Raw genomic sequence first — 13,333 nt, 5'->3', positions numbered from 1 at the left:
CGTCACTGCCCCTCCCCCGTCGTGCCATCCGTTTCCGTTGGTGTGGTGTCGGGGAGCTGGGCGGCGCGGTCCTTGGCGGCGAGGAGTTCGGAGCGCCAGCGGGCACGTTCGCCGATCGCCCGTAGCAGCCGATGGGCCAGCGGCCCCACGTCGGGATCGTCGGGACGGGCGAGTTCCCAGGCGTGCCGGACTGGTTCGACGGTGGCGCCCTGGTCGTCGACGCCCTCCAGGCCGACGCTGACGCCGAGCAGCGCCCGCACCCACGCCCGCACGTCGTGCTTGTGATCGGAGAGGGTTTTGCCGGACCAGTCGCGGGAGATGAGGATGCGCCGGCCGCCGATGCCGAGGGTGTCGCGTTGGTGGACCTTGCCCTTGCAGCGGCCCGGCTTGAGTTTCGCGTTCGCTCGCTTCGGCTGGATGCCGTAGAGCAGCCAGTTCGCGCAACGGTCGGTGCACGGGGTGATCTGGAGTTCCTGCCAGAGCCGGTCGAGGTGCGCCCGTTGCCGGTCAGTGGTGATCTTGTGTACGTCGCCGGTGTGCTTGGTGATGTACTTCGTGACGTAGCGGATCGTCCGCTCGGCGTCCTCGGTGCCGGGCATGACGCCGCGAGCGTCGACCTGGGTGCCGAAGCGCACGACGTGCACCGGTTCGGCGTCCGGGTCGTCGTCGATGGCGTCGAGGGCTTCCGTCCAGGTGGTCAGCGGCGCACGGGTGCTCGGGTCGACCCAGGCCGAAGCCTGCTCGTCCCAGACGGGAAGCCGGTCGAGGGTGTACCGCTGGACATCGACACTGGGCCACCACACCTGGTGATAGGTGGCCGCCGCCACGGTGCGGAGCACGTCACGCGGGATGGTGCCCCGGACGGCGAAGTGCGCGTGTGGGGCGAGTCGGCGTTGGGGCTCGACGCAGCCGGCGTACTGGACGTTCCAACCCTCACAGCGGCGCAGGTTCTGCCAGAACCGGTCCAGCAGCCGAGGGAAGTGCACGGCATCCCAGGCCGCCCGCCGGTAGTCGTACCGGTCGGGGTTGAGCGGGGTGCCGTCGGGGCGCACCGGGCCGTAGGAGTCGAGGGTTAGCGTGAGCCACATCGACGGCCGGTAAATGGTGCCGTCGGGGGCGGTGTAGGTCTTGCCGACGGTGCGGCGCTCGACCTTGCGCCGAGGTAGGTCGGGGGCATCCTGGCGACGGCGGGTCGAGCGCTTGCGGCGCCGGCCGTTGTCGTCGTCGGCCTGGTCCTCGTCACCGTTCGAGTGCGGTGGAGCGACCCGGCCGCGGAGTCCTTCGGCCGCGATTGCCTCTTCCACTTCCCGGATCGCCTCGTCGAGGTCGGCGACCTGGTCCCACTGGCTCGCCCGGGACGCCTCGTCACGGGAGAACTCCAGGTGCCCGCGTAGCAGGATCAGCGCCTTCTGTTCCTCGGTCGCCGGATCCGGTGGCGGTAGCGGTTCGTCGTCGCGGTGCCAGCCCTCCCGGATCTGGGCCTGCCGCAGCCGGCGGTTTTTCTTTGCGCACGGGCCGCACTTGTCTTCGCGGGTGGCGCCGCAAGGCAGGTCGATGACCTCGGTCAGGCCGGTGTTCAGGTCGGTGCGGCGCATCGCGAGGGGGCGGACGCAGACGCCGTATTCAGCGGCGATCTCCTTGAGCACGTCGACCGAGCGAGGCAGCGCCATGCGGGCCGCCCGCGACCCCGGCCGAGGAGTGGCAGCCGGGGTCGGGGCGGGTTCGAGGCCGGGCAGGGTGGCAGCGGTCATCGGATGATCCCGACGACGTGCGGTCGGTTGGGCTGGACGACACCACGCGCGGGCAGCACCGCCGCCGGAGCCGAGACAGCCGGCGGGGCGGGTTCGATCGGACGGAGCGGTTCCACATCGGTGGCCGGCTCAGAATCCTCGGTCCGGTGCGCGGTCGACTGGTCCGGTTCGACGGCCGGTGGCATGACCGGGGCGTTGGACAGGACGACCTTGACCAGGGCGAGGAACGCCAGCGACGGCACGGCCGCAACGATCCAGCCCCACACCGACGGCTCGGCGCCCGCGACCTGGGCGGCGAGGGACAGCAGCGCGAACGCCACCAGGAGCGAGCCGACCAGGCCGACGGGGCGACCGGCGCGACGGCGGGCGCGTAGTTCCAGGCCGAGGTAGATCGCCATCAGCTCGACGGCTACCGCGTTGGCCCAGCCGATCCAGTGCGGTTGACCGTGGGCAACGGACAGGTCGTGTACGTGGGTGAAGGCGGCAGCGCCGGCCATCGTGCCGATGGCGAGCAGGATCACCAGGCGTACCGCGGATTCCGTGCGCGCGTTCATCGCCACTCCTCCAACGGCTTTTCGCGGATGGTCAGGTCGATGCGGATGCGCCGGCCGTTCATGTCGTGGCGGCGGTGGACCATGTGCGCCAGGCCGTGCAGTGCGGCGGCGGTCTGGTGGGAAGGGCCAACAAGCCGGATGCGCAGCGGACGCCGGAGCCGGTTGATGACGCGGGTCAGAGTGTTCACGGCGGTTACCTCCGGGCCGGTCGGATGTCGGTGCGGATGTAGTCGGGAGGGGTGCCGAGGGAGGCGACCGCTTCGGAGAGGCAGCGCCACAGCGCCCACGCCTCGTCGGGGGTCAGGGACATGCGTCGCCGGCCCGCGCCGACGGCGAGATAGACCGGGTACGGGTCGGGCCGGTCCGGGTCGACGCGGACGGAGACGGCAGTGATCGGTTCGGGGGTACGCAGCCGGTAAAAGCGGCGACCAGTCGCGGTCATCGGCCCTCACCGCCGGTGTCGCGGTCGAGCAGGTTGCGCAGCGATTCGGGCAGCAGCGGGCCGGACGGCGTGCGCGGCAGCGGGGGCCGGGCCGGTTCGGTGGCGGTTTCCCGGCCGACCTGGGCGAGGATGTCCGCCGCGTCGACCGGGGCCGGGTACTGCCGGGCCATGGCGCGGATGTCGTCGTCGGAGACGTACGAGAACCGGACCCGCATCGGGTCGGGGGTGCCGTCGAGGATCACGTACCCGACGCCCTTGGCCCACCGCGGCATTTGGTCGGCCAGCGCGCCCCGGTTGCGGGCACCGTCGCCAAGGACCATGTCGACCTGTGACGCCTCGGTGAGGCCGAGCGCGATGCGGGTCGGGAACAGGTCCCGAAACGGCAGCACGTCTTTGCGCGGGTCCTGCAACGCCGCCACGACGAGGACGCCGACGCCGGCACCTTGGGACAGCAGCAGCCCGAGCGACGACGCGATGCGCTTCCGCAGCTCGACATCTTGCAGGTACGCGGTCAGGGCGGCCATCTCGTCGACGACGACCACGACCAGGGGGTCAGCCTCGGTCGGCGTGTGCACCCGGACCGTGCCGGCAAGACGGGTCTGCCGCTCCCGCAGGACGGTGACGGCCTCGTCGAGAAGATCGGCCATGGCCTCGAACGACTTGCAGGCGAACCGGGCGAACATCGGACGGCCGAGCGCGAACTCCATTCCGCCCTTGGGGTCGATCACCCAGAGCCGGACGAGGCCGGAGGCGATCCCGCCGCCGAGGACCCGCACCAGCGACCACAGCACCGAGCCCTTGCCGGAGCGGGTCGCCCCGCCGACGAGGACATGCGTGGCGAGGAGGTGCAGCGACCAGGTACGCAGGTCTTCTCGCCGGGCCAGGGGCAGCGCGGTGAAGTCCGGCACCACGGGCACCGGGAACGGTGGGACCATCGTGCGCAGCGCATCGGTACGCACCACCGCCAGGTAGACCAGCGTCGGCCGATCCCGGTACCGCACCCGATCAACGAGCCGCAGCAGCCACGCAGCCCGACCGGTGCGGGTTGGTGGGTCGCCGGGACGCTCCGAGTAGACCCGGACGTGTCGCCGGCCGAACGCGTACGCCAGGTTGGCGCTGACCGCCTGGAACTGTTCCGGCGCCTGCCCCCGGACCATGCGGACGGTCAGCACATCAAGCGCCTGATCCGAACGCACCCGCAGCAGTTGCGGCAGGACAGGCCGATGGTCGTACGTGTCGGCGAGCCGGCACAGCGTCATGGCCTCACGCCACACCCGCCGGTAGACGAACACCCGCCGCACCGATCCGAGCAGCGGACCGGCCAACCAGGTCCACCAGGACGACTCGTCGCGCCACCGCCACACCGCCGAGGCCGCCGAGCCGAGCACCAGCGGCACCACCAGCCCGGACCAGCCGAACTCGACGTAGAGCCACAGCGCCAGCAGCGCCGAGCCGGTGGCCACCGGATGCCGCAGACACCACCACACGACCCGCCCGGACCAGCGCAACACCAGCCCGAGCAGCACCGCCCAGAGCGGCAACTCGAACCGCTTCGGCCGGATCACCATCAGATCCCCGGCCGAGGTCATCACCACTTCACCGCGAGGCCGCCCGATCACCTGACACCCCGCAGCGACCGAACCCGACACACGCCACACCTGGGCCAGCCACGGCCAGCCCGACGCCTACCCTTGGACACGTCACGACCTCTCTCGACAGAGCAGGGGAAGAGACACCAGGGGGCGGGGCTGCCGTCCGCCAAGACCAGACAGCCCCGCCCCCACCAGATGCGGCTACGCCGCCGCCTTCTTGCCGCCAACCACCGGAGCCCGCAGCCCGGTCGCCCGCAGCGAGTACGCCATCCGACCGTTGTTCGCCACGTACGGCGTGACCGTCATGCCATCGAACTCCACCGCTTCGAACGGCGCACCCGTCGGCGGCACCGGCTGGTAATCGGCCGAGATCTTCACCGTCGTCTCACGCGAGCGCTTGCCCAGCTCAGGGTCAAGGTCCATCACCCGGACCTGCCACACCCGCTGGCCGGTCACCTTGTCCTTGGCCGGGCTACGCCGGCCGGTCTTCTCGTCGTAGTCCTCGACCTCACCCAGCGACTCGGGCACCAACGCGCACCCCGCCGGGAACACGTCCTCGAACCGCACGGCGAACCTCGTACCGCCACGCAGAGCCATCGCTCAACCTCCAGCTTGTTAACTTGTCTGCCAAGTTGCGGTCCAAGGTAGACGGCACTTGGCAGACAAGTCAACAAGTTTGCCGAGGGGTTCGGGGAACCGCTGTGATGCGCCCGGCTAGGTGCGGCTGTCTACCGCTCAAAGCGGGCCGAGATCCGGCCGCCTCATTTGGACAAACGGACCGCGAGGACAGAAGTCGAACGCACCCCGCAAAGCGCACTGCGTAGAAGGTTCAATCCGGTCAGGCGCATCCCGCCACGCCCAGTCGGCCTACGGGCCCTTGAGCGAAGCGACGGCCCCCCCGATGTGAGCGGGAGGGCCGTCGAGTGGTCGGTTCGCCCAGCGCGTTGAACAAACCGAGGGGCCGCTCCGCCGCAGGTCACAGGCGCCATGCGGGCTGAAGAGCTGCCGCCACGAGTATGGCATACGAGTTGGCGCCTCTGATGTTCCCCAGAAAGACGGGTCAACAAAGTCACGATTACGGGCGCCGAGAAAGGACGCGAAAGCAGCCGAGAATGATTTCCCGGCAGTGTTCGGATTAAGCTTCGAGTAAAGCTTTCGATTACCCGTCAAAGGTGATCTGGCTAGAATAGCCGCTAGTTTACTCGCGCCCAGCAGCTCCGCTCGACCTCGGAATGAGTCAACACTCCTGAGCTGCGACGTTGTCCAGACGGTTCGGACAACGTGGACGTCGGATCGGGCGCACGGGAGGCGCCACCGGGACACGAGGTGATGACTTCCGAGCATCCTGGGGGTCACTTCGAAAGTGTCATCCACGCCCGGTTGACTCGCACCTAGCATCTTGGACAACCGGCAGGGGGTAATTGCGAACTAGGTGGCCGCCATGCGATGATCTGCCGCGGCCAAGAGGGCATTCCCTTGGATGGCGAATGTGAGTCGCCATCCAACGCTATATGTCTATTTTCCCTGGCCAACTGCCCAGCGCGTCACAAACCGAGGGAGGTGAAGCTTGACCGAGCTAACGTTCTCGCTGCGAGCCCCGCAGGCCGTGGTGATCAAGATCCTGGTAGTGATCATCCTCGTCCTAGGCATCACGCCGGCTTTCATCTAGCGAGTAGGCGCGGGCAGGGCTGCTTCCTCCACGCGCCCATCTAGCTGGCCGCTGGCGGCACATCTACGAGGCGGAGATGAAGGAGCGTCGGCGTGCCCATGGGATACCGGGCCATGAGGCTACGCCGCAGGAGTGACCGGCAGTCCGTTCGGGAGCATCGAGGCCAGGGCTACGGCTCTGGCCTCGATGATTCTCATACGGCCTTCGTACTCGACGGGCTCGCGGTGGGCCGCTTGGCTTGTAACCTGGCCGGGCCACTTGCGGTAGAGCAGCCCGTGTTCGCGGGTGAAGTAGCCCTCGCTGACCGCGCTGGCGGCCAGGAGCAGGCCGGTGTCCTCGGAGGCGGGCAGCGCCATCCAGCCGCCGAGCGCCAGGAGCAGATCACGGCGAATGCACAGGGTGGCGGGGTGGACCTGGGCGCGGTAGCCGTTGGCCTGCCAGAAGGCCAGAACGGCACCGCGGGCGATGGGTCCGCCGTCCGGGTCCTGGTCCCATCCGACGGTTGACCCGTCGGGCATCAGATCCAGGACGCGGGACGTCGTCCACCCGATGTGCGGGTGAGTGTCGAAGGCGGCGATGTCCCGGGCGAGGGCGCCGGCGGTCAGTTGGTCGTCCGCGTCGAGCACCTTGACCAGTTCGCCGGTGACACGGGAGAGAGCGAGGGTTCGTGCGACACCCGGCCCGCCGGGACGACCACCGCCGATGCTGATGCGAGGGTCGTCCGGCAGCACCTGAGCCAGTGCTCCGGTCTGCCCGTCCTCCTGGACGAGCCACTGCCAGCCCCACCCGTCGGGCATGTCCTGCTTGACCAACGAGTCGTACGCGCCAGCCAGGTACTCGACGCTGGGCGCGTGGACGGGGGTGATGACCGAGACGAGACGTGTCAAGTTTTCCACCGTTGCAGTTTGTGGGAGTAGACCAGTTCCGTCCGGTCGCCCGGCATCACCACGTCGGCCACCTCGACGACGCGGCCGGTGGTGTCGATGGAGGTCTTGCGCACGGTGAGCACGGAGACGCCGGGGTCGATGTCGAGCAGTTCGGCCTCATCCGGCGACGGCGGACGCGCCCGAACCTCGTCCTCGATGCGGTCCAGCTCGACGCCGACGGTGTAGAGCTGGTGCTGCGAGCCGCCGGGCCAGGGCTCCTTGCTGGCGTCGAGCAGGTCCGGGTTCGCGGCCACCAGGTCATAGGGCAGGTACGAGTACGACATGGTCAGCGGCGCGTTCTCATGCCGCGACGAGGTCCAGTAGACCCGGCGCAGCAGCGGCGTACCCGGCTCAACTTGCAGAGCCGCCGCCATGTCCGCATCGGCTTCCACGCGGGTGAACTCGGCGTGGAACTTGAGGTCATCGACGGTCAGGCCGGTGTCATGCTCGGTCGCACCGGTCTTGAGCCGCTCGTTCTCGTCGAGCAGGACCCGATCCTTCTCCCACTGGTACCGCTCCGCGTTACGGCGCCGTACGCGTTGACGGGGTGCCCGTACGTAGGTGCCGCGCCCCTGCTCCGCGCGGACCAGGCCCCACTCGCGGAGCTGGCGGATGGCGTTGCGGACACTGGTGCGCGACAGGCCCGACGTGTCGGCCAACTCCGTCTCGCTCGGCATCAGCGTCCCGGGGGCCAGTTCCCCACTCGTGATCTTGACCCGCAACTCTTCAGCGAGTTGCAGGTAACGAGGGCGCCAGTCCCGGCCATGCACACCGGTCACCGTACCCCCTAGACGTTCCAACGACTGCCAGGTGGTCCCACCCGCCGGCCGCTCCGGCACCGGATCCACCGCCAGGGCCGGCCGACGCGGACGATGCGCAGCGGCAGGAGCACGGAGGGTGCTGCGGCGATCAGTCGCGGTCATAGTTGCCCTCCAACGGTCGTCCCTTGGTCATCACTCGCCATCGGACGTAGGTCAGTTCGTAGATCAGCCGGTCGAGCTGCACGCGCGAGAGCAGCACGGATTCCGTCGCGCCGGAGCGGGTCGCGTCGACCTTGACGACCGGGTCGCGACGGCGGAACCGGTCGAGGAGCAGTTGCACGCTCACCCAGCCGCTACGCTCGCTGCCGATCGTGGCGAGCAGCCCTCGATGCATCGGGTCGTTCGGACCGCAGCCCCGACACCAGTCGGGACACTCGGCGCCCTTCGCCGCCCTAGCCGGCCGCGCGTCGGTGGGCTCGTCAGTCGTCCCCATGCGCGTCTCCTCGGAATTCGGCCTGGGCCAGCAACGATCGCAGTTGCTCCACCAACTGCCTGACCTGAGACAGAGGGAGTTCCGCCCAGGGAGTGCCCACCCGGCAGGACACGTGCACCATGACTCGCGGAGCCTGGCCATCGGCCCCGACCAGGTAGGACACGACCGACCCGGAGGCCCAGGGGTCACCGACCTTCAGCGACGCGCCCCGGTGGCGCCGCTGCATGTGCGACATCACCGGCGGGACCAAATGACCGCACCGATCCGACGCGCACCAGTCCGGATGCACAGGCGGCCTCGTCGGCCGGCGTGGCGTACTCACTTCGGCCACCTCCCACCGTTACCCCGGTACGCCTGCCCGAGGGTCATGAGGGGCGGCGGACGCAGCGCCGGAAGCTCCCGGGTCCACTCTGCCGACCAGCGGGACGAAGTCCGGTAGCTGGCGGAAGTGGCCCCGCCGAGACTGCTGTTTGCCGCCGGGTCGATTCGGTCTGCCCGTCGTCGTAAACGCCAGGACGAGAACCAGGGACGTCGACGATGAGAGCCAGGCATCGCACCTCCACACGTAGGGAGCCGGCGACCGACCAGGGGGACCAATCGGCCGCCGGCCCGACAGAGGGCACGGCGCACCGTCCGACATCGGACGGGTCGGGTATCGCCGAGCCACCTTGTACGCGCGGCCACCGCAACCGGCCCACCAGGACGCCGCGCCTTACGCGCGACCAGGCCGACGCAAGCACCATCCCTGATACACAACGTCATCCCAGCCGCACACTCGGAAACGTACCTACAAGTGGACGACTTGTCTACACATCAAAACGACGCTTCCGCTTGGCACTTGGTAAGACAAGTGCCAGGTACTGTGGCCCGGTGCCCACCCCGCACTACGGACAGCCGCGCTACCGGGTCATCGCAGATGAACTGCGGGAGCGAATCGAAAGCGCTGTCATCCCGCCCGGCGCCCTACTGCCAGCCGAGAGCGTCCTCGCCGCTGAGTTCCGGGCAGCCCGCGGCACGATCCGCAAGGCGATAGCTGTCCTGCGCGAGGAAGGCTTTGCCACCACTGAGCATGGCAGGGGCACATACGCGACCCCGCAAACGGAGAACCCGCCGGACGAGGCGGACGCCAGTCAGCGAGTGATGTCAGCAGATGCACGCCTAGCAACACTGTTCCAGGTAGAGGTCGGAACAGCGCTGATTGAGCAGGAGAAGGTCATTCGGCAGGGGGAGCAGGTCAAAACAGTAATCAGGGCCTATCACGTACACGACACCGGCCAATAACGGCGCAGAGCTTCAACACCTCATCAAGGCGGCCCGCAACGGGCCGCACGCGCCGCCGCCTGGGCGCGGGCCGGCCGCTGCCACTGCCGCTCTGCGGCCGTCACGCCTGGCGCCCGGCGGCTGGCGCGGACAGCGGGAAGCCCGGAGGGCCGCCGCCGGCCGCGTCGGCGAGCTGGCGGGGGTCGCGGGGTTGCGATTACTGCGCCTCCGGCGGGGGCGCTCCGGCTCCAGGGTGGATGGCCGGGGCACCGCCGGCGGGTCCAGGTCCGTGGGTGGTTGCGGTAGGCCATCCCGTCTGCCATCGACCCGGGCGAACCGAGCAGACCACCGCCCGACCCTCCAGCGTCCGAACGAGCCGTCAAGGTCCGCTTGACGTGGCGGGCCGGGCGGCGGCTAGCACTTCAGAAGGGCGAGTCGACGGCAGACAGTGATGGCGGCAGCGCGGGGATTAGGCGGAAGGAGCCTCCGCGGCCATGCCCCGGACAAGCGCTTTCTCCTCGGCGCTTAATCCGTAAAGGTCGAACACCATCTCGTCAATGTCGGTGTCAATAAGGCGGACTTGCTCTTCAAGCTTGCTGCATTCGCGCGCGTACAAATCGAACAGTTCCAGAAGCTCATCCTTCTGCCGCAGGGAAATCTTAGTTTTGAGCAAGCGAGTGAACTCCGCAAAGTCTAGCCGCCACCAGGTGGCCAGCTTCGAGGGCCACGGGTCCACCGAAAACTCCGACTTGACCAGACGCTGGAAGCGGTGCGACTTGTCCTGAAGCTTGCGGTTCTCTTCGAGCAGCCGGTCGACGTTAATCACGATAGGCTGCTGCGCATCAGGAGCTGTCGCTGGAATCGGATAATTCTTGAGATCGTTGGCGACGATCTTGGGAAAGAGTGTCCGATTGCCTTTAGCTGCCCGCCTTTGATGATAGAACCCAATGAGCGACGAATTTAGGATTCCGAGCAGGAATTTCAGCGAGTACGTGTCATCCTTCTGAAGAACGTTCAGGATGCTCTTATTGTTGAGATAAATCTCAGTTGTATATGCTCCATAGAGAACGAACGGAAACTGGCCGGTAATCTCTCGTATGAGCAGTCGCGGTTCCGAGAACTGCCGGAATTCCTTTGGCTGGGAAAGCCACCTTCCGTACCGAAGCCACTGGCCCGACCACGAGAGGCCGTAGCGGAGCACGTCGCGTCCCTCAAGATAGGGATAGGTGAACTCGTCGAACTTGTACCTGTAGTCAAAGACATGGCCTCGAACGTCTTCCGCGGTTTGGGGAGGGGTTCCTCGACCGCGCTCGTAGGCCTGCATTCCTACCCTGGCGTCATAAAAGTCCTCGACCTTGCTATCAACGCGCGCGAGGCGATCTAGCAAGGCGAAGTCAGAAGCGTCACTCTTCAAGTCAAAGATGAGATTCGCCGTGCCGAGCCAACGAGCCTGGGGGATCTTTTGGTAGTCCATCGACTCAATGGATGGCTCGTCAATGGTCTGATAGAGAACCTCGTGATCCGGGGAGCTGGCAGCCTTGGAAAGGACAAACACGACAGTCTCGACGTTGACGCCCTCAAAGCTCTCCCCCTTGAGGTTGACGAACCGCTCCAAGGTAGTCTCGTCCAAGAGCATCTTCCGCGTCTTCTTGGCCGACTCCATTCCGAGCCAGGAATTTGGAACAACGAAGCCCAACTTGCCGCCGTCACGAAGTAGGCGCATCGATTGCTCCATGAACAGGAGGTACAGGTTAGGCTTCTCGTGAAGATTCGCGAAGTTGCTCCGGATGTACTCCTTGACGTCGTCGAACGAGTTGTCTCTTGAGCGGACATACGGCGGATTGCCAACAATTACGTCGAAGCCGCCTGCCGAGAACACGTCCTTAAAGTTCAGTTGCCAGTCGAATGCCCTCTTCCCGGCGTAAGCAGGGTCAGAGATGAGGCTGTTGCCGCACCGGATCGTCCCATCAAGGGCCGTTAGCTTCTTGCCTGGGCGCGCAGTCTTCAACCAGAGGCTGAGCTTCGTAATCTCTACCGATTCTTCATTCACGTCAACGCCGTAAATGTTTCGTTGGAGGATCTCGCGGACGTAGTCATCGACGCTCATCAGGCTCCCGCCAAGGATCGCGTCGACTCGTTGATTCTCGGCAAGGAGGTAGTCTAAAACATGCACCAAGAAAGCGCCGCTGCCACAGGCTGGGTCTAGCACGCGGATATTTTGGAGGAAGTCCTGATATTTTGAGTAGGCTTGCTTTTCGCGTTTCTCGTAGGTTGCATCGAGGATCTCGGCTTTCAATCCGTACTCAGCCTTGCAGCGCTCCTCAATCTGTCGCAAGTAGGAGCCGAGACTGTTCTCGACAATGTAGCGGACAATGTAGTCCGGAGTGTAAAAAATGCCGTCCTTTTTTCGGCGGCTCGTTTGCTGACGCTCCTCCTCGACAACGGCATTCAGATTACGTGACTTGGCTTCGACCTTAGCCTTTATTTGCTCAAGGTCGCTGATCGATTGTTCGAAAATATGTCCGAGGATGTTGACACTGAGGTCCTCGACGAAGTTGTAGTTGCTAAGTGCTGTGACGGCTCGCAGTGCCTCGTCACCCACTTGCAGGTTATTTAGGTAGGGGTCCGAGGCGAAAAGGCCACCGTTGTAGCCTTCGGGAATACCGAGCTTCGAACTCCCGACGTCGACAGCGTCGAAGAAGCCCTTTAAGGTGTTCCATAGAGATCCGCCGAACGTGGACTTATCGGCAAACTGCACAACTTGCTGAAGCGTGTTATCCGGAAGGAGGCCCCGGTCTTCGGCAAAGCAAGTGAAGACGATGCGGTCGATGATCTTTTGGGCTTTTTCGATACCTAGCTCGATGTCACTACGTACGGCATCGTTCCTAATGTAAATGTCGCGCAGCAGGTTGAGCCTAGCGTCCCGATATACGGAGTAGAACTCCTTGCCAATCTCTTCCTGCTCAACGCGGATGTCGCTCAGGAGTGCTTGGGTGCGAGAGGGACCGCGCTCAGAGGTCAGGTTGCTGCTGTGCAGCAGAGAATAGAAGGTACGGAACGCGAAGTAGTCGTCGGTGGGATCGACCAACTCGTCGAGCGTCCAGGACTCATAGTCCAGTTGATTGTCGTTGTAGAGTCTGATTTCCCAAAAGTTGCTTACGATTACGAATGGGCAAACCCTGTATTGAGTCTTGTATTTGAATCCCTGCTGTACGGGACTAAGGTTTCCTTCGCGCCTCTGCGGTCGGTCCAGGTCTACGGAGGCACCCTTAAGTTCAACGACGGCCGAAACATTCCTAATTTTTTGAGAGTCGTCTGTGTAGCTGATCAGCGCGTCGGGAAGCTGTCGCTTTTCCGTTGTGGCCTTTGGTTCAAAAGTGTAGGTGCGTGATGGCTTCTCGCGGAACCCTAGGATCCTGATGAAGAAGTCCTGGTTATAAGCCTGTTCACGGCTCGTTTCCTTGTCCTTCTTCAGCGAGCCTTCATGATAGTCCTGATGCCATGCCTCGACTATGCGGATCGCTTCCCGCACTCGGTCCAGGTCGACCTCTTGCGCGCGTTCGCGCAACTTGCTCCGTCCGAACAGGCTCGCCACAGCAGGACAGTACTACTGACAGGGCCACCCGCGGACCACCCGTTGGGCCGCCGGCGCTAAGCGTCAGGAGGATGGACCGAAGGCCCGGGAACTCTCTCGGGCCGAGGCGAGACGGCCAACCTGGCGTTGGACGGGCAGCAGCAGGCAAGCCAGTGAATGCTGAGAGGGTCCGATCGCCCGCTGCCCAGTTCCCGGCAGGATTCGCTGACCCACTGCTGGGGCTACCCACAGGTATGCGCACCGCAGGTTCCCGAAGCAGGCAAGCGAGCAGTCAAGCCGGCGCGCGTTAG

11 protein-coding genes are annotated in these 13,333 nt (G+C 65.7%); 1 reads left to right on the top strand and 10 read right to left on the bottom strand.

Annotation, left to right across the window (positions count from 1 at the left end; all coding sequences use genetic code 11):
• Nucleotides 1-2: 2 nt before the first annotated feature.
• From Vlu01_RS09225 to Vlu01_RS27515, 9 genes are all read right to left on the bottom strand, one after another.
• A complete protein-coding gene (locus tag Vlu01_RS09225; protein WP_203996590.1) occupies nucleotides 3-1,751 on the bottom strand; it encodes a replication initiator in 1,749 nt (582 codons plus the stop codon).
• Nucleotides 1,748-2,305, bottom strand: coding sequence for a DUF2637 domain-containing protein (locus tag Vlu01_RS09220; RefSeq protein WP_203996588.1), 558 nt, complete (start codon nucleotides 2,303-2,305; stop codon nucleotides 1,748-1,750). The genes Vlu01_RS09225 and Vlu01_RS09220 overlap by 4 nt, the downstream gene beginning before the upstream one ends.
• Entirely contained in the window at nucleotides 2,302-2,493 is a 192-nt protein-coding gene (locus Vlu01_RS09215; protein ID WP_203996586.1) for a hypothetical protein, read from the bottom strand. The genes Vlu01_RS09220 and Vlu01_RS09215 overlap by 4 nt, the downstream gene beginning before the upstream one ends.
• Nucleotides 2,494-2,498: 5 nt before the next feature.
• Complete coding sequence (locus tag Vlu01_RS09210) at nucleotides 2,499-2,747, bottom strand: hypothetical protein (RefSeq protein WP_203996583.1); 249 nt, start codon at nucleotides 2,745-2,747, stop codon at nucleotides 2,499-2,501.
• The gene (locus tag Vlu01_RS09205; RefSeq protein ID WP_203996582.1) at nucleotides 2,744-4,336 is read right to left on the bottom strand and encodes an FtsK/SpoIIIE domain-containing protein; all 1,593 of its coding nucleotides are present in this window, start codon (nucleotides 4,334-4,336) and stop codon (nucleotides 2,744-2,746) included. The genes Vlu01_RS09210 and Vlu01_RS09205 overlap by 4 nt, the downstream gene beginning before the upstream one ends.
• Before the next feature lie 204 nt (nucleotides 4,337-4,540).
• Nucleotides 4,541-4,936 (bottom strand): transcriptional regulator, encoded by a 396-nt coding sequence (locus tag Vlu01_RS09200; protein ID WP_131052056.1) that lies wholly within the window; start codon nucleotides 4,934-4,936, stop codon nucleotides 4,541-4,543.
• Nucleotides 4,937-6,127: 1,191 nt separating this feature from the next.
• On the bottom strand, nucleotides 6,128-6,904 hold the full coding sequence (locus Vlu01_RS09195; protein WP_239095798.1) for a glycosyltransferase family 2 protein: 777 nt from the start codon (nucleotides 6,902-6,904) through the stop codon (nucleotides 6,128-6,130).
• A complete protein-coding gene (locus tag Vlu01_RS09190) occupies nucleotides 6,892-7,713 on the bottom strand; it encodes a GntR family transcriptional regulator (protein WP_203996581.1) in 822 nt (273 codons plus the stop codon). The genes Vlu01_RS09195 and Vlu01_RS09190 overlap by 13 nt, the downstream gene beginning before the upstream one ends.
• Before the next feature lie 130 nt (nucleotides 7,714-7,843).
• Complete coding sequence (locus Vlu01_RS27515; protein ID WP_239095797.1) at nucleotides 7,844-8,188, bottom strand: hypothetical protein; 345 nt, start codon at nucleotides 8,186-8,188, stop codon at nucleotides 7,844-7,846.
• 870 nt (nucleotides 8,189-9,058) lie between these two features.
• Here Vlu01_RS27515 and Vlu01_RS09180 point away from each other — a divergent pair.
• Entirely contained in the window at nucleotides 9,059-9,469 is a 411-nt protein-coding gene (locus Vlu01_RS09180) for a GntR family transcriptional regulator (protein WP_203996580.1), read from the top strand.
• 448 nt (nucleotides 9,470-9,917) lie between these two features.
• On the opposite strand, the gene Vlu01_RS09175 is transcribed toward Vlu01_RS09180, so the two are convergent.
• Nucleotides 9,918-13,043, bottom strand: coding sequence for an Eco57I restriction-modification methylase domain-containing protein (locus Vlu01_RS09175; protein ID WP_203996579.1), 3,126 nt, complete (start codon nucleotides 13,041-13,043; stop codon nucleotides 9,918-9,920).
• Nucleotides 13,044-13,333 lie beyond the last annotated feature (290 nt).

Origin of the sequence: Micromonospora lutea (genome assembly GCF_016863535.1) — a bacterium.
GTDB classification, from domain to species: domain Bacteria; phylum Actinomycetota; class Actinomycetes; order Mycobacteriales; family Micromonosporaceae; genus Micromonospora; species Micromonospora lutea.
The sequence above is the reverse complement of the archived record's forward strand: the minus strand, read 5'-3'. Positions and strand labels throughout refer to the sequence as shown.

Coding starts and splice junctions, on each gene's coding strand:
- Vlu01_RS09225 (WP_203996590.1), bottom strand. CDS start 1,751: ATGACCGCTGCCACCCTGCCCGGCCTCGAACCCGCCCCGACCCCGGCT.
- Vlu01_RS09220 (WP_203996588.1), bottom strand. CDS start 2,305: ATGAACGCGCGCACGGAATCCGCGGTACGCCTGGTGATCCTGCTCGCC.
- Vlu01_RS09210 (WP_203996583.1), bottom strand. CDS start 2,747: ATGACCGCGACTGGTCGCCGCTTTTACCGGCTGCGTACCCCCGAACCG.
- Vlu01_RS09205 (WP_203996582.1), bottom strand. CDS start 4,336: ATGACCTCGGCCGGGGATCTGATGGTGATCCGGCCGAAGCGGTTCGAG.
- Vlu01_RS09200 (WP_131052056.1), bottom strand. CDS start 4,936: ATGGCTCTGCGTGGCGGTACGAGGTTCGCCGTGCGGTTCGAGGACGTG.
- Vlu01_RS27515 (WP_239095797.1), bottom strand. CDS start 8,188: ATGGGGACGACTGACGAGCCCACCGACGCGCGGCCGGCTAGGGCGGCG.